Raw genomic sequence first — 14,716 nt, 5'->3', positions numbered from 1 at the left:
ACTGTACCGCGAAAGCCCCCCTCACTCTTGTGAGCGAGGCCAAAATGGACAAATAGTCTGGTATGAGTGCCGCTTCTCAGTGGGAGGCGTAGCCGCAGCCGGATCTTGGAATGGCCAGTCCTTTGAAAACACGCAGGAGAAGGGGTCCGATTGCCGCAAGACTGCTGGCGGCGGATGCGTGGTTCGATTCCTCGCTCTACGAGACCGGCTTCAAGGCGCGCCGGTTCTGGGAAGCGGCCACCATTTTTTTCCGGCGCTTCCGCGTCTCCGGCTGGCGCCGCGGCATCATCGAACTGTTGAGTGAGGGCTTCACGCTCGGCGCCGGCGGCATCGTCGTCATGCTGGCGCTTGCCTTGCCGGCCTTCCAGGAAACCGCCGGCGACTGGCGCGCCCAGGGCGATTTCGCCATCACCTTCCTCGACCGCTACGGCAATGAGATCGGCCAGCGCGGCATCATCCAGCGCGATTCGGTGCCGGTCGACGAGATGCCCGACCAGGTCATCAAAGCGGTTCTGGCCACCGAGGATCGGCGTTTCTTCGATCACTACGGCATCGACGCGCTCGGCCTTTCGCGCGCGATCTTCGCGAATGTGCGGGCGAATTCCGTGGTGCAGGGCGGCTCGAGCATCACTCAGCAGTTGGCCAAGAACCTGTTCCTGACGAATGAACGGACGTTGGAGCGCAAGGTCAAGGAAGCCTTCCTGGCGCTGTGGCTCGAGGCCAATCTGTCGAAGAAGGAGATCCTGCAGCTCTATCTCGACCGCGTCTATATGGGCGGCGGCACGTTCGGCATCGAAGCGGCCGCCGATTTCTATTTCGGCAAAAGCGTCAAGGATGTGAACCTCGCCGAAGCGGCGATGCTGGCCGGCCTGTTCAAGGCACCGACCAAATACGCGCCGCATATCAACCTGCCTGCTGCCAGGGCGCGGGCCAATGTGGTGCTGTCGAATCTCGTCGAAGGCGGCTTCATGAGCGAGGGTCAGGTGCTGCAGGCGCGGCTGCATCCGGCTGAAATCGTCGACCGCGGCGAGCAGAAGAGCCCGGATTACTACCTCGACTGGGCATTCGAAGAGGTCAAGAAGATCGCCGCGAAGTCCGGCCAGCATTCGCTGGTCGCCCACACCACTTTCGACGCCAACATCCAGAAGGCGGCGGAAGAATCAATGGAGTTCCATCTCCGCCAGTTCGGCAAGGAATACAACGTCACCGAAGGCGCCATGGTCGTCATCGAAACCAATGGCGCAGTCAGGGCGATCGTCGGCGGCCGCGACTACGGTGCCAGCCAGTTCAACCGCGCCACCAAGGCGCTGCGCCAGAGCGGCTCGTCGTTTAAACCCTACGTATACGCAACGGCGATGGAGCACGGCTTCACGCCGGACTCCGTCGTTTCCGGCGCGCCGATCTCCTGGGGTGCCTGGTCGCCGCACAATTACAATGACGGACGGGCCGGCAAGGTCACGCTGATCACGGCGATGGCCAAATCGGTCAACACCGTGCCGGTGCGGCTGGCCAAGAATCATCTCGGCATCAAGCCGATCAAGGCGATGGCGGAAGCCATGGGCGTCGAATCGCCGCTCGAATCGCACAAGACGATGGTGCTCGGCACATCGGGCATGACCGTGATGGACCAGGCGACAGGCTTTAGCGTGTTCGCCCAGAACGGCTTTGTCGGCTCCCGGCATGGCGTCACCCAACTCGTCACCCGTACCGGCGAGGTGGTTTACGATTTCGCCAAGGATGCGGCGCCGCCGCGCCGTGTGCTCTCGGAGCAGGCGCTGAAATCCATGAACACCATGCTGGCGGCGGTGCCGGTGATGGGCACGGCGCGGCGCGCTGCGCTTCCCAATATCGTTTCGGCCGGCAAGACCGGCACAACGCAGTCTTACCGCGACGCCTGGTATGTCGGATTCACCGGCAACTACACGGCTGCCGTGTGGCTCGGCAATGACGACTTCACCCCGACCAACAACATGACCGGCGGCTCGCTGCCGGCGATGGTTTGGCAGCGGCTGATGGTCTATGCGCACCAGAATATCGACCTCAAGCCGATCCCCGGCCTCGATCATCCCTTCGTCGACGAAGAGATCGCCGCCAAGGCCGAGAAAGCGGAAAAGAAGAATGCCGAGCAGGCAGCGGCCGACACCGCCGCCGAGCGGCCGCCGGTGCTGTCCAGCCAGACGACGCGGGCGCTCAGGGACATCACCAGGCTGTTCCAGTCGGCGCCCGTCCTCCAGGCGCCTGCGACACCGGAGACCCTGTCGGCGCTTTGATGCCGGCACGACGGGCCAGGCCATCCCTCGCGCCGCAATTCCACAGAGGTCCGCTTGCCATGGCCCCCTGCCCCGCGATATCCCCGAGCGGCACTCCTCTTGCCCGCGGCTCTTCATGTTCAAGAACGCATTCCTGACGCTCCTCGCGCTTGCCATATCCATCGGCGGCGGCGGCAGCAGCGTCTGGTACGCTCTCAAGACGCAGGATGGCATTGGCGCGATCAGGATCGGCCAATGGACGGCGTTTCCCGATATCGGCACGCAGTCGGCGGATCCTTATTCGAAAGCCCGCGTGGCGCGCGAGGGTGTCCTTGCACTCGGGCAGGCAGAAGGCCTGTCGTTTATCGCCGAACGCGATTCCGATGGCGAACTATTGAAACGCCAATGCGCCTATGAAATCGAAGGCGGATTTCCCACAGCCCGGTTCTGGACCCTCTATGCCGCCGATCGGTCGCTCGGCGTGGTCGAGACCGGCAAGCCAAGGCTTGCGGCACTTCAGTCCTACCAGGTGCTGCGCCAGCCCGACAATTCCGTGCTTATTTCCGTCAGCAACCGCCCCGCGCCCGGCAACTGGCTGCTTTCCGACGGCTTCGGCCGGATGTATCTCGTGCTGACATTCTACGACACGCCGATCGCCAGCAGCACGGGCCTTTCGGATGTCACGCTGCCGCAGATCGTAAAGGTCGGCTGCAATGCGTAGGCTGCTGCACGCGATCCTGCTCGGCCTGCTTGGCGCCGGCATCGTACACATCATCGTGCTGCTGCTCGCCCCGGAATTTTCCGAACGCAATGCCTGGTCGCGGCTGGCCATGGCCTCCAACCTTTATCGGATGACCAGGCTGGACGCTGAGGCCGGCGGTACGCCTGTGGTGAAATCGGTCGATCCGCTGTTTTATGCTGCGGCTTGCCGCTTCGATCTGTCCGATGGGATGGTTCGGGTGAAGGCACCGGGAAACGTCCCGTTCTGGTCCGTATCGGTCTATGACCGCAGCGGCCATAACATCTACTCCTTCAACGACCACAGCGCGACCGGAAGGGTGCTGGACAGTATCGTACTGACGCCGGCGCAGATGATCGAGATCCGCAAGGATCTCCCGGAGGAATTGCAAGGGGCAATCTTCGTCGAAGCGCCGATCGACGAAGGCATGTTCGTCATCCGCTCCTTCGTGCCCGACGACAGCTGGAAGCCGACCGTGTCGCGGTTTCTCGAGCAGAGTTCCTGCGAGCTGCAGGACTACTGACGTCAACCGAAACATGCCGCCGGTTGCGGCCCATGCCTTGCGAGCCGCCGCGGCGCTCATTCAAGGAGATAGAGCGTCCTTTGCGCGCCCAACAGGGCGCGGCGAATCCATTCAGCCGCGACGCGCTTTAATGATGCGGAACAGGCAACGTCCCCGACGTCCCCGGCATCGTCCTTGACGAACCCGGCTTGTCCGGACCGGCGCCTGGCCGCGTCTCGCCCGTCAGTGGCGGTTGCTCGTAGCGGACGCCGGGGAAAATGATCACCGCCGCCGGCGTTCCGGTGTTTCGGTCTGCTCGATTGGTTGCCGCCGTTCGCGGCACGAAAGACAGTACCATGCCCATGGTTCGTGCATTCCTCTCGGTTGCCCCGGAGCACAACGCAACGCCTCCAATCTGATTAAGGAGCCAGTAGGTTAACGGAACGCTAACGGATCGCCCCTAATTTGATCTTTGTTCTGAGGTCAGGAAGTCCTGACCCGTGGCAAATGCGAAACCGACACAGTCCCGGTCGAGCATGGTCAAGATTGTGTCGAGTGTCAGGCGTATCCTTCGTGTCATCTGCGGATTTTAGGCAAATCGCTATACGGGCTGAATCGGGAAAGGCCGAAAGGCTGTTCCGCGCCACGGTGTCGGCGTTCTGTTCGCTCACCCGCCCTTCGCGTCGGGAGATCGCGCAACTTGAGGATCTGACGCTGCCGCTTTTCGCCGATGTGTCGGTCGAATCGCGCCGCTACGTCGCCGCCGCCCTTTCCGAATGCGAATATGCGCCCGCTGCGCTGGTCCGGCGGCTTTGCGAGGAGCCGGTCGACGTTGCCGCGCCGCTGCTCATCCGCTCGCGCGCGCTCAGCGATATCGACCTCATCGCGCTGATCGGACGGCATGGCCTGCCGCATGCGCGTGCCATTGCGCGCCGCAAGGATCTGAACCCGACCATCGCCCACCTGATCAGGGCGCTTGAAAAGCCGACGCTGGTGAGCGTGCGGCAGCCTGAGGCAAACGCCAAAACGGTACCCGAAAGCGCCGAAGTCGTCGCCGACAGCCAGCAGGTGCCCGCCGGCGCCGCCGAGAATGCACGGCGTCGGCTGCGGTCGATGATGCGTGATGCCGAGAGCGGCGGCGCGACGATCAATCCGTTCGCCAGCGCTAACACCTACCTCAAACTGCGCGAGACGGCGCTGACCGGCAATGCTGCCTTCTTCCAGACAGCACTGGCCGACGCGCTCGAGATCGATTTTTCAACGGCGCGGTCGCTCACCGCGAACCAGAACTACACGTCGCTGCTGGCCGCCCTGCGCGCGCTCGATCTCGGCGAAGAGAGGGCGTTCCTGATCACCGCCGCCGTCTATCCCACAGAGTTCTCGCATCCGCAGGCCATCCGCATCTTCCTCGACCGCTATCGGCTGCTGCATCGCGACGCAGCGCTGGACAGGCTACGCGGCTGGAAGGCCGAGACACTGTCGAAGGCCATTCGCAATGCCGGACCGATCGCGGCAAACGCCGACGTCCGCAAGGCGGACAGCGACAATGCTGCCGCCAGCCCTAAAGCGCGTCGCGTTTGACCCGCCGTCGCGCCTGAAAAGAGATTCAAGCGAACGCTCTAAGCCTTTGTCTGCATATCGCTATTGCGACTTGACGGAAAGAAGCTCCTCGACGGGAACAGAGCCGGCCTCGATCTCGACCACCCAGATGTCGGGATCGAATTTCTTCTCCCTTTCCAGTCGCGCGTCAAAGACGGCGGCATCGTCGCCGGCGCCGAGCAGACTGAAGTAACGGTCGTCGGGTTTGGCTGAATCGTAGCTCGTCTGCGGCGCCGGGCCAAACAAGGCAATCTCGCCCATGCGGCCACGCGCCAGCACGAAGACGGCGCCGGCCTCGGTTGCGCCGCGCTTGACTACGGCGGCAAAGCCGCCGGCGCCGAAAACCCGGCGCAGCAGGGCCGACACCCACAGATCGGTGGTTACGCGCATGGCAGCATTCTGGACGACATCGGACGGTACTTAGAGCGCTTTGCGTTTGGGTGAAACCAAAAACCGCCCGCCTCCAATCATCAGTTGGTCAGGCCGATCTCGCGCATCTTGACGTAGACGACCTCGTCGGGCTCGCCGGTCTCAGGCAGCCCGAACAGCGACTGAAACTCCCTGATCGCTGCCTTGGTGCGAGCCCCGACCACGCCATCGAGTTGCATGTCGTCATTGCCGAATGCCTTCAACCCGGCCTGGATCTTGATGATGCGGGCGTCGGGTGCCTGCGCTGGCGCATCTGCCGGCGAAGCCGAGACGGGAATCGCGGCCATGTCGTCCGGACGGGGTGCCGGATGCGGCACGACTGTCGAGGCGGTTGGCATGGCGCCCAGTTGATCGAGCAGAATGGTGTCGATCTCGCCGGAAGCGTTGAGCCCGACCTTCTGCTGATAGGCTTGGATGGCCTTGCGCGTGTTGGGGCCGGAAATACCGTCAACGGTGCCGGAATAGAAATCGAGATCCTTCAATATGCCCTGGACCTGCTCGACGACCGGATCGCTCTTGATCGGGGCCGGCTCCGGCCGCACGATGTTGATGGTGGTTTCAGGCTCGTCGGCGCCGGCTCGAGGAAAGCCCTCCATGCTCCTGGTTGCAAAAAAAGCGCCGGCATGAGGAAAAGGCTGATACCACAAAGCGTTCGCCGAGACGTAGAACAGCGTCACCAGGAAGGCGGTCGAACCGCCAACCAGAACCGGATTGCGTAAAATCTGGCTGCCGAGGGCGACCGCGCTGCGTTGGAAGGCATTGCCGCGGCGCTTGACCGCCCTAGGCTCTTTTGCGGAGCGAGCCATGCCTGTCCCCTTTCGTCTCCGCCTTGGCTGCAGGCATCGGCAGTACGCCGGGCTTGTCGTTAGAACGTCCGTTCGGTCCGTTCACCGGCAAGCTGATCGTGACCGTGGTGCCCTCCCCCGGCATGCTTTCGATCGACATCGTGCCCTCGTGCAGCGCCACCAGACCCTTCACCAGCGACAGGCCGAGCCCAGTCCCCTCGAAGCGGCGCGTATAGTCGTTCTGGATCTGCATGAACGGCTTGCCGAGATTGGCAAAGTCTTCCTCGGCGATGCCGATGCCGGTGTCCCTGACCCAGAAATGCAGTCGCGAGCCGATCCGCTTGGCGCCGACGACGACATCGCCGCCATCGGGCGTGAACTTGATGGCGTTGGAGACGAGGTTGATGAGTATCTGCTGCACGGCACGACGGTCGGCGTTTATCTCGCCTGCATCCGGTGCGATCTGGGCCTGAAGATCGATGTTCTTTGCCTCGGCCTGCAAGCGCATCATCGACTGGCACATTTCGACCGCTTCGACGAAACGGAATGGTTCCGGCTCGGTTGCGTAGGCGCCGGCTTCGATCCTCGATACATCGAGTATCGAGGTGACGACGGCAAGCAGATGCTGGCCGGACTCCTTGACCAGGCCGACATATTCCTTCTGCCGCGGATCCTTGAAGGTGCCGAACATCTCATGCAGCAGCATGTCGGAAAAACCGATGATGGCGTTCAACGGCGTGCGCAGCTCGTGGCTGACGACCGCCAGAAACCGTCCCTTTGCCACTTCGGCAGACGCGGCCGCCTCTTTCGCAGCGGCAAGCTCTTCGCGCAAGCCGGCGAGTTCGTCGTTTTCGCGCAGGACGAACGTGAGGACGTCCTGCTGCTCTTCCCCCCGCGCCAATTCAAGCGAAAACGGCCGGTAATTGTCCGCCGTCGGGCCATTGCCGTTTTGCGGCAGCCGGACGCGAAGATCCAACCGGCGCGCTGGCGCGCCATCGCGCATGTCGGCCAGCGCGCTAAGGTATGCGACGCGATCGGACAGATGGATGCGGTCGAACAGGCCGGTACCGAACAGCAGCTCCGGCTGCAGCTTCAGGATCGTGCGCGCCTTTGCCGACGCATCCAGAACCTCGCCATGCCTGCCGGCCCGCAGGACAACGGCGTCGATGATGTTCTCGAGCCGGTCGTCGGTCGCCGGATCAAGCTGCGCGCCGGCCGGGCTGCCAAGCGCTGCGACGCGGGGAACGAGAGTGAGCCCCCAGGCCAGCGGCAGCAGCCAATGCCAAGCGGCGATTTCCGCCGGGCCGAACGGAAAGACCGAACCGGCAAAAGCCTGCAGCAGGACAGCGACACATGCGGAGACGGCACCCCAGAGTGCAGCGCGACGAGACGCGCCGATCCACCAGGCTTCGAACGGCAGCGCGACGACAAGCATGGCGACCGGCGAGGCCATCCCGCCCGCCGCGGCGATGACACCGGCAAGAGCAAGACTGCCCATCACCAGGGCGACCTGGCCGGCGAACGCCATCTTGCCCGATGCGGCCACCAGCAAGGCAGCAAACCAGCAGAGGCCGAACGTCGCAAAGATCGCAGCCATGGTCACGGCCACGCCCATGCCCGAGGTGACCAGCGTGACTGCTGCGCCTGCGGCAAAGAACGGAGCGGCCAGCATGACACCGATAAACCGCCTCTGGCACCGGCGGTCGTTCTGTCCGAGGATCGACGGATGAACCATACGTTCGCAACCGGCTGCCATCGCGCCGGGCAACTCAACGTATCTGGCCCTTATCGAACTCAACTCAACGCACTCGCACCTGGTCGTGAACAGCCCTGCTTCGCAGTTGCTTTTGTTGATCTGAAACTCGCATCCAGCGTTTAAGGAATGGATAAGGCAGGACCGATCAATGCCCGGCCTGAGGCAAATATTGGGAGGCCGGCACGGGGCAAACCTTGGCAATTGTGGCCATAGTAAATGGAGCGTTATCCGGGCGAACCGCCCTCCCGCCTTTGATAGTCGCCCCCGGTAAGCCGCGCTTCTGGAAAATAGATAATGAAAACAGTTGGATAGATGGTTAACCTTAAGTGAAGAAAATCGGCTGGATTTGAGACAAATCCATTGCAAATGCTTCGTTTCGAATTTGCCTAAAATTTGAGGAAAATTTTCGCTGACCGGGCAAGCCGTCCTTTGCGCGTCCATGTCACTATCGTATCCATAAAGAGGTCATGCCGCATGAACGCATGATCCGGTCACGAATGAGGGCATACAGATGGGCTTTCTGATCAGAATGGCTTTCTGGTTTTCGCTGGTGCTTCTGGCATTGCCGCTGAATGTCGGCTCCGACGAGACAGGCCACCAAAGCGTCGGGCCGATCCAGGCGTTGTTTGCGGCACGCGAGGCGGTCGGCGACATTGCCGGCATATGCGAGCGCAAGCCCGACGTCTGCGAGACCGGCAAGTCCGCAATGCACACGATCACCGCCCGGGCCAGGGAGACAGCCAAGATCGCGGCCGCCATGTTGGACGACAAGACCGCCGAACCCGACACGGCGACAACGACCGGCAGCGTGCCCGAAGACATCGTGTTGCCGGCGAAAGTCGATTTGCCGGCGAAAAACTGAGATATTTTTCAGCGCATCTGTCACAGCACCGCACCCCGTCCGCCCTAAAGCGCTTTGGCCGGCCTCTCGCGACGCGCTTTTCCTCTTTTTCCGTGACGCGGCGCCGCCGGATGATTATATCCGGGGCTATGACCACGACGATCCAAACGATCCGCGACGACTTCTCCCTGCTTGACGAGTGGGAAGACCGCTATCGCTATGTGATCGAACTGGGCGAGGCCCTGCCGCCATTTCCCGATGAGGAACGCAACCCTGCCAACAAGGTGCCCGGCTGCGTCAGCCAGGTCTGGCTGACGACCCAATATGGACCGGGGCCCGACCCAGTCGTCACCTTTGCCGGTGATTCGGACGCGCATATCGTGCGCGGCCTCGTCGCTATCATGCTGGCGCTGTTTTCCAGACGACCCGCCAGCGAGATCCGGAAAACCGACGCGGAAGCCACGCTGAAGGCACTTGGCCTCGACGAGCACCTGTCGCCGCAACGCGCCAATGGTCTTCGTTCCATGGTCAAGCGCATCAAGCGCGACGCAGAGGCGGCCTTGAAGCAGACCGCCTGATCAGACGAACAGCGCGCGATGGCCCGACATGATCGGAGCCGCACATGTCGCAACGCATATCGATTGCTCCAGCATCGCCCCAAGATCAAAACGGCGCCCGGAGGCGCCGTTTATCATCTAACCCAGGTTGGGAAGAGAGCCGGTATCAGCGCCCCTTGCGCTTGCGGCCGAGACCCATCTTCTTGGCGAGCTGTGAGCGGGCCGCAGCATAGTTGGGAGCAACCATCGGGTAGCTTGCGTCCAGGCCCCATTTTTCACGATACTCGTCGGGCGTCAGACCGTAGTGGGTCATCAAGTGACGCTTCAGCGACTTGAACTTCTTGCCGTCTTCAAGACAGACGATGTAGTCGTCATGGACGGAGCGTTTCGGGTTTACTGCCGGCTTCTGCTTGTCGGCAGGGGGCTGTTCACTGGCCCCGCCCACGCGCCCGAGGGCGGCATGGACATCGGCGATGAGGCTCGGCAGCTCGCCGACCGGCACCGGATTGTTGCTGACATAGGCGGCCACGACATCGGCCGTCAATTCGATCAGCGCATCACTATTTCTGGAAGGTGTTTCGATAATATCCATGGCTTCCTGGCCCCAACGTGAGTTGTTTCTACCTGCGCCCTATTTTTGATAGGTCGGGCATCGCGCGAAATTTTTGCAGGAAAGAGCCTCTGCGATTCGCGTCGTAGCATCCTAATGAGCCACTAAGCCAAGTAAGTCAATTCGCTTCTTGCGCTGTATTCATCGATGGCAATAAAATATTCGACGATCAGCTTCAACCTTTCGTGCACTCTGTAACTTTGCGATATTTTCTGGGCAGACCAGCAGCGGCGGACGCCCAGTCAAGCTGCCGTTACATCCATGAGAGCCAGTAAAAAAATCTCAATGCTTGGCTATGCTTGGTTGTGGCGTAGGCTATCTGGTTGTTTTTAGAATCTACAAAACCATAGGTTGCGATTTGCTGTTGCAAGCAAGCCGGAAATCAGCACCGCGGACCGGCACCGATCCATCAATGTGGGGTGATGTATTTTCCGTAGACCCAGCCGGTGACGAAATTGCCGTTCTGGGCCGGATCGTGCCAGACTTCGCACCAGCGATAGCGGATCTTCTGTTCCTGCTTCCAAACCGGCTGTTTGCCGATGTCGAGCAGGTTTATGCCGCCGGTGCATCTCCCGGTCATCTGCAAAACGGCACCGTTGGGATAGGCGGCCTGTTTCTGGGACGATCCGGCCGGATACTTGCGCACGTTGAGCGTGTCGCCAAACGGAAGGTTGGTCACTTGCCAAGCTGCGAACACGGTTGCATGAGATTGGCCGATAAAGGCGAAGACTGTCGAAGCGACGGCGAAAGCCGCAGCAGCGTGAAAACGGAACTTCATTTTTCCCTCTCCTCCGGCTCATCTTCTGGAGCCCGGCGCAAACATATACTCCGGCTCTTGAACCTGCGCTGATCGGCGTGTTCATTCTCCATACAGTAACTTCCACAGCGAGACGCAATGACCCGAACCCCAGCATTTCCAACTATCAGCCCGCCGCAACCTGAGAAGCGACCGGTCTTCGATGTGCATCATGGAGTGACGCGGACGGACGACTATGCCTGGCTGAGAGCCGACAACTGGCAAGAGATGTTCAGGGATCCGTCGCTGCTCGACGCCCAAATCCGCGCCCATCTCGAAGCCGAGAACGTCTATCAGGCAGCGCTCATGGCCGACACCGCCCAGGTGCGGAAGCGGCTTTTCAAGGAGATGAAGGGCCGCATCAAGGAGGACGATTCGTCCGTGCCGATGAAGGATGGGCCGTACGCCTATGGGTCATCTTTCAAGCTTGGCGGCGAGCAGCCGCGTTATTTCCGCACGCCGCGCGACGGCGGCGACCAAGAGATCCTGCTCGACGGCGATCTCGAGGCCGAAGGCAAGGCCTATTTCCGCCTCGGCGGTGTCGACCATTCGACCGATCACCGCAAGCTTCTGTGGGCCTTCGATGACAAGGGTTCCGAATTCTACACGCTTCGCGTCCGCGATCTCGCCGACGGCAACGATCTGGCCGACAGGATTCCGGATACCGGTGGCGGCGGCGTGTGGGATGCCGGAAATGACGGATTTTTCTACACCCGCCTCGATGCCAACCACCGTCCTTCCAAGGTGCTGTTCCATGCCCTTGGCGACAGTCCTGAGAACGACCGGCTGATCTACGAAGAAACCGATCCAGGCTTCTTCATGAATGTCGGCGGCACACGCTCCAACGAGTGGATCATGCTTGGCATCAACGACCACGAGACCTCGGAATATCGCATCATGAGCGCCAGCGAGCCGTTCGCCGAACCGAAGCTGGTTGCCCCGCGCGAGACCGGCCTGCAATACGACCTCGAAGAAGGCGGCGATATCTTCTTCATTCTCACCAACGCCGACGGCGCCAAGGATTTCAAGATCATGACTGCGCCGGCGAGCGACCCGGTGCGCGCCAACTGGCAGGAGTTGGTGCCGCACGAAGCGGGCCGGCTGATCCTTTCGGTAATCGGTTTCAAGGACCACATGGTCAGGCTTGAACGCAAGGAAGGCCTGCCGCGCATCGTCGTGCATGACCGCAACAGCGGCGAGGAACATCTCATCTCCTTCGACGAGGAAGCCTTCTCGCTCGGCCTGTCGGGATCCTATGAATACGATACCGAGATCATGCGCTTTTCCTACTCATCCATGACAACGCCGGCGCAGGTCTTCGACTACAACATGCGGACCCGTGAGCGCGTGCTGCTGAAGACCCAGGAAGTTCCGTCCGGTCACGACCCGGACCATTACGTGACGCGGCGGCTGATGGCGCCCGCAGCCGACGGCGAACTGGTGCCGGTCTCGCTCATTCACCATCGCGACACGCCGCTCGACGGATCAGCGCCTTGCCTGCTTTACGGCTACGGCTCCTACGGCATCACGGTCCCGGCCGCCTTTAACACCAATTTGTTATCGCTGGTCGATCGCGGCTTCGTCTACGCGATTGCCCATGTCCGCGGCGGCAAGGACAAGGGCTATGGCTGGTACGACGACGGCAAGCGGGCGCACAAAATGAACACGTTCACCGATTTCATCGCAGCCGCCCACCATCTCGTCGCCGAACGCTATACGCAACATGACCGCATCGTCGGTCAGGGCGGCTCGGCCGGCGGCCTGCTGATGGGCGCCGTCGCGAATATGGCGCCGGAATGCTTCGGCGGTATTGTCGCCGAGGTTCCGTTCGTGGACGTGCTCACCACCATGCTCGACGCGACCCTGCCGCTGACGCCACCGGAATGGCCCGAATGGGGCAATCCGATCGCCTCGGAGGAGGACTACCGAACGGTCGCCGCCTACTCGCCCTATGACAATGTCGCCGCGCTCGACTATCCGCCGATCCTGGCGCTTGCCGGCCTCACCGACCCGCGTGTCACCTATTGGGAGCCGGCCAAGTGGGTGGCGCGGCTGCGCGACCGCAAGATCGGCGACAATCCAGTGCTGTTCAAGATCAACATGGACTCCGGTCATGCCGGTGCATCCGGCCGGTTTTCCCGGCTCGAGGAAATCGCCTTCACCTATGCGTTTGCGCTGAAGGTGGCGGGCAAGGCCGACCTTGCCACCACAGCGCCGCCGACCCTGTTGGACGCACAGACGGCGCTGTAGGAGCTTGATCTTGCGCACCATCCCCACCAGCGGAAAATCGATTCCGGGTCAGGTCAGGTCGATTTTCCGCTCGCGATTGCCATAGCTGCGCGCTACCCAATGCGCGGCTTTTCGCAGCCGCGCCACCCAAAAATCATCCAGTCACGCCAAGGGTCCGCCATGTTGCTCGTCGACGTCTATCTCGACAAATCGCCCATCCAGGGCATCGGTGTCTTTGCCAAGAACCACATTCCCCGCGGCACACTGGTCTGGAAGCTCCATCCCAATTACGACCGGCGCATCCCAGTCGAGGTCTATGAACGCGAAACCGGGCCGGTCAGAGCCTATCTCGATCGCTATTCCTATCCCGACCGGCGCGATCCAAACTTTGTCGTCTTCGAAGCCGACGACGCCCGCTACATGAACCATGCCGACGACCCGAATTGCGACGTCGCCTCGCCCGAGGAGACTTATGCACTGCGCGACATCGCGCCCGGCGAGGAAATGACCTGCAACTACAATCATTTCTTCGAAACCGGCTTCGATTTCCTCGGCGATCGCCACCCGTAAATCGGGAACGTGGAATGCATCGCGGGCAGGATTGACAACACCGGACCTTCAGCGCACCTTCCAAACAGGTGGATACAACCTGCTGCTTGCGCCCTCCGGGGTAAGGTGAATGTATCGAGCCACTTCAGGCTCCCTTTGCCCGAACGAACGGGTCAGTAACGCAAGCTCTGACGTCTTCCGTTCCTCGAAGCAAAGGATGATTCCATGCGCGATTTCCGCGATGCAAAAGCCATGGCGCAAACGCTGTCCGAAGCGCTGAGCGCCAAATCCGTTTCCCTGTCCCACAGCGAAAGCCTCGAGCTCATTGCTAGGGTCCTCGGCTTGCGCGACTGGAACGTATTGGCTGCAAGGATTCAGGCGAGCCAACCAGTCGGTGCTGGGCCCAGAAACCCGGCGCCCGAGGCCAGCCCGCCCCCGTCCACCGGCGCGGATCTGCCGATTTTTCCAATGCGGGATTTCGTGCTCTTTCCGCAAATGACTGTTCCGGTCTTCGTGAGCCGCGACAAAACGCGGCGCGCAGTGGAGCACGCGATGGCAGGCGACCGCCGCGTTCTTGTGGTCGCACAGAGGCAGGCGACCGACGACGATCCCGGCAACCTCGATTCTCTCTATCCGGTGGGTGTCACGGCTAGCGTGATAAACTGCCAGACGCAGGTGGATGGGGTACTCAAGGTCTCGGTCTCCGGCCTCCAGCGAGCCGCGATCCTTCACCTGGTCAACGCCGACTTTCTGGCGGCGGAGGTCGCGCCAGTCGAAGAGCAGCGTCGCCAATCGGCGGAGGCGGTAGCACGTTCGAGCGCGGTTCTCGATACATATCAGAGCTATGCCAACATCGATTTTTCCTCGCTTCCACGAAGGGCCAAGGCGCGACTCGGCCTGCCCTCCATCGGCGATCCCGGTGTCCTAGCCGATACGCTCGCGCCGCTGCTGTCGATCAGTATCGAACAGAAGCAGCAGCTTCTGGAAACCAGCGATGTCGTCGTCCGGCTTGAAAAGATCTTCGACCTGATGGAGGCTGGCCGGCCTGAGAATGGGCCAGAGCCAGCCGGCTGAC

14 protein-coding genes are annotated in these 14,716 nt (G+C 61.6%); 9 read left to right on the top strand and 5 right to left on the bottom strand.

The window, feature by feature from the left end:
* The first annotated feature begins 110 nt into the window (after nucleotides 1-110).
* From AC0L28_RS10635 to AC0L28_RS10620, 4 genes are all read left to right on the top strand, one after another.
* On the top strand, nucleotides 111-2,270 hold the full coding sequence (locus AC0L28_RS10635; protein ID WP_473477280.1) for a transglycosylase domain-containing protein: 2,160 nt from the start codon (nucleotides 111-113) through the stop codon (nucleotides 2,268-2,270).
* Nucleotides 2,271-2,385: 115 nt separating this feature from the next.
* Nucleotides 2,386-2,970 carry a DUF1214 domain-containing protein gene (locus AC0L28_RS10630; RefSeq protein ID WP_236371816.1) on the top strand — a complete coding sequence of 195 codons (585 nt, stop codon included), beginning with the start codon at nucleotides 2,386-2,388 and terminating at the stop codon, nucleotides 2,968-2,970.
* Nucleotides 2,963-3,511, top strand: a complete 549-nt coding sequence (locus AC0L28_RS10625) for a DUF1254 domain-containing protein (protein WP_027152781.1) — start codon at nucleotides 2,963-2,965, stop codon at nucleotides 3,509-3,511. The genes AC0L28_RS10630 and AC0L28_RS10625 overlap by 8 nt, the downstream gene beginning before the upstream one ends.
* Before the next feature lie 552 nt (nucleotides 3,512-4,063).
* Complete coding sequence (locus AC0L28_RS10620) at nucleotides 4,064-5,071, top strand: hypothetical protein (RefSeq protein ID WP_473477278.1); 1,008 nt, start codon at nucleotides 4,064-4,066, stop codon at nucleotides 5,069-5,071.
* 60 nt (nucleotides 5,072-5,131) lie between these two features.
* On the opposite strand, the gene AC0L28_RS10615 is transcribed toward AC0L28_RS10620, so the two are convergent.
* The 3 genes from AC0L28_RS10615 to AC0L28_RS10605 form a co-directional block, all read right to left on the bottom strand.
* A complete protein-coding gene (locus AC0L28_RS10615; protein WP_128172662.1) occupies nucleotides 5,132-5,479 on the bottom strand; it encodes a DUF1491 family protein in 348 nt (115 codons plus the stop codon).
* Between the two features lie 80 nt (nucleotides 5,480-5,559).
* Nucleotides 5,560-6,324, bottom strand: coding sequence for a peptidoglycan-binding domain-containing protein (locus tag AC0L28_RS10610; RefSeq protein WP_473477276.1), 765 nt, complete (start codon nucleotides 6,322-6,324; stop codon nucleotides 5,560-5,562).
* The gene (locus AC0L28_RS10605; RefSeq protein ID WP_473477274.1) at nucleotides 6,299-8,038 is read right to left on the bottom strand and encodes a PAS domain-containing sensor histidine kinase; all 1,740 of its coding nucleotides are present in this window, start codon (nucleotides 8,036-8,038) and stop codon (nucleotides 6,299-6,301) included. The genes AC0L28_RS10610 and AC0L28_RS10605 overlap by 26 nt, the downstream gene beginning before the upstream one ends.
* Before the next feature lie 532 nt (nucleotides 8,039-8,570).
* Between AC0L28_RS10605 and AC0L28_RS10600 the strand changes: the two genes are divergently transcribed.
* Together AC0L28_RS10600 and AC0L28_RS10595 are read left to right on the top strand one after the other, a co-directional pair.
* Complete coding sequence (locus AC0L28_RS10600) at nucleotides 8,571-8,921, top strand: DUF5330 domain-containing protein (RefSeq protein ID WP_023800834.1); 351 nt, start codon at nucleotides 8,571-8,573, stop codon at nucleotides 8,919-8,921.
* Nucleotides 8,922-9,049: 128 nt separating this feature from the next.
* A complete protein-coding gene (locus AC0L28_RS10595; protein WP_287307638.1) occupies nucleotides 9,050-9,478 on the top strand; it encodes a SufE family protein in 429 nt (142 codons plus the stop codon).
* A 145-nt stretch (nucleotides 9,479-9,623) separates the two neighbouring features.
* Here the strand turns inward: AC0L28_RS10595 and AC0L28_RS10590 are convergent, their stop codons facing one another.
* Together AC0L28_RS10590 and AC0L28_RS10585 are read right to left on the bottom strand one after the other, a co-directional pair.
* Entirely contained in the window at nucleotides 9,624-10,049 is a 426-nt protein-coding gene (locus AC0L28_RS10590; protein ID WP_023800837.1) for a Ros/MucR family transcriptional regulator, read from the bottom strand.
* A 427-nt stretch (nucleotides 10,050-10,476) separates the two neighbouring features.
* Nucleotides 10,477-10,845 (bottom strand): SH3 domain-containing protein, encoded by a 369-nt coding sequence (locus tag AC0L28_RS10585; RefSeq protein WP_287244297.1) that lies wholly within the window; start codon nucleotides 10,843-10,845, stop codon nucleotides 10,477-10,479.
* A 117-nt stretch (nucleotides 10,846-10,962) separates the two neighbouring features.
* Between AC0L28_RS10585 and AC0L28_RS10580 the strand changes: the two genes are divergently transcribed.
* The 3 genes from AC0L28_RS10580 to AC0L28_RS10570 all read left to right on the top strand — a co-directional run bounded on the left by AC0L28_RS10580 (nucleotide 10,963) and on the right by AC0L28_RS10570 (nucleotide 14,715).
* Complete coding sequence (locus AC0L28_RS10580) at nucleotides 10,963-13,113, top strand: S9 family peptidase (protein ID WP_473477270.1); 2,151 nt, start codon at nucleotides 10,963-10,965, stop codon at nucleotides 13,111-13,113.
* Between the two features lie 159 nt (nucleotides 13,114-13,272).
* Nucleotides 13,273-13,662 (top strand): SET domain-containing protein, encoded by a 390-nt coding sequence (locus AC0L28_RS10575; protein ID WP_027152788.1) that lies wholly within the window; start codon nucleotides 13,273-13,275, stop codon nucleotides 13,660-13,662.
* Between the two features lie 204 nt (nucleotides 13,663-13,866).
* Nucleotides 13,867-14,715 carry an LON peptidase substrate-binding domain-containing protein gene (locus AC0L28_RS10570; protein WP_473477267.1) on the top strand — a complete coding sequence of 283 codons (849 nt, stop codon included), beginning with the start codon at nucleotides 13,867-13,869 and terminating at the stop codon, nucleotides 14,713-14,715.
* The last annotated feature ends 1 nt before the right edge of the window (nucleotide 14,716 follow it).

The organism is Mesorhizobium sp. WSM4847, from assembly GCF_055811335.1.
This window is presented reverse-complemented; position numbering and strand designations above follow the sequence as displayed.

Coding starts and splice junctions, on each gene's coding strand:
- AC0L28_RS10635 (WP_473477280.1), top strand. CDS start 111: ATGGCCAGTCCTTTGAAAACACGCAGGAGAAGGGGTCCGATTGCCGCA.
- AC0L28_RS10630 (WP_236371816.1), top strand. CDS start 2,386: ATGTTCAAGAACGCATTCCTGACGCTCCTCGCGCTTGCCATATCCATC.
- AC0L28_RS10625 (WP_027152781.1), top strand. CDS start 2,963: ATGCGTAGGCTGCTGCACGCGATCCTGCTCGGCCTGCTTGGCGCCGGC.
- AC0L28_RS10615 (WP_128172662.1), bottom strand. CDS start 5,479: ATGCGCGTAACCACCGATCTGTGGGTGTCGGCCCTGCTGCGCCGGGTT.
- AC0L28_RS10610 (WP_473477276.1), bottom strand. CDS start 6,324: ATGGCTCGCTCCGCAAAAGAGCCTAGGGCGGTCAAGCGCCGCGGCAAT.
- AC0L28_RS10605 (WP_473477274.1), bottom strand. CDS start 8,038: ATGGTTCATCCGTCGATCCTCGGACAGAACGACCGCCGGTGCCAGAGG.
- AC0L28_RS10600 (WP_023800834.1), top strand. CDS start 8,571: ATGGGCTTTCTGATCAGAATGGCTTTCTGGTTTTCGCTGGTGCTTCTG.
- AC0L28_RS10595 (WP_287307638.1), top strand. CDS start 9,050: ATGACCACGACGATCCAAACGATCCGCGACGACTTCTCCCTGCTTGAC.
- AC0L28_RS10590 (WP_023800837.1), bottom strand. CDS start 10,049: ATGGATATTATCGAAACACCTTCCAGAAATAGTGATGCGCTGATCGAA.
- AC0L28_RS10585 (WP_287244297.1), bottom strand. CDS start 10,845: ATGAAGTTCCGTTTTCACGCTGCTGCGGCTTTCGCCGTCGCTTCGACA.
- AC0L28_RS10580 (WP_473477270.1), top strand. CDS start 10,963: ATGACCCGAACCCCAGCATTTCCAACTATCAGCCCGCCGCAACCTGAG.
- AC0L28_RS10575 (WP_027152788.1), top strand. CDS start 13,273: ATGTTGCTCGTCGACGTCTATCTCGACAAATCGCCCATCCAGGGCATC.
- AC0L28_RS10570 (WP_473477267.1), top strand. CDS start 13,867: ATGCGCGATTTCCGCGATGCAAAAGCCATGGCGCAAACGCTGTCCGAA.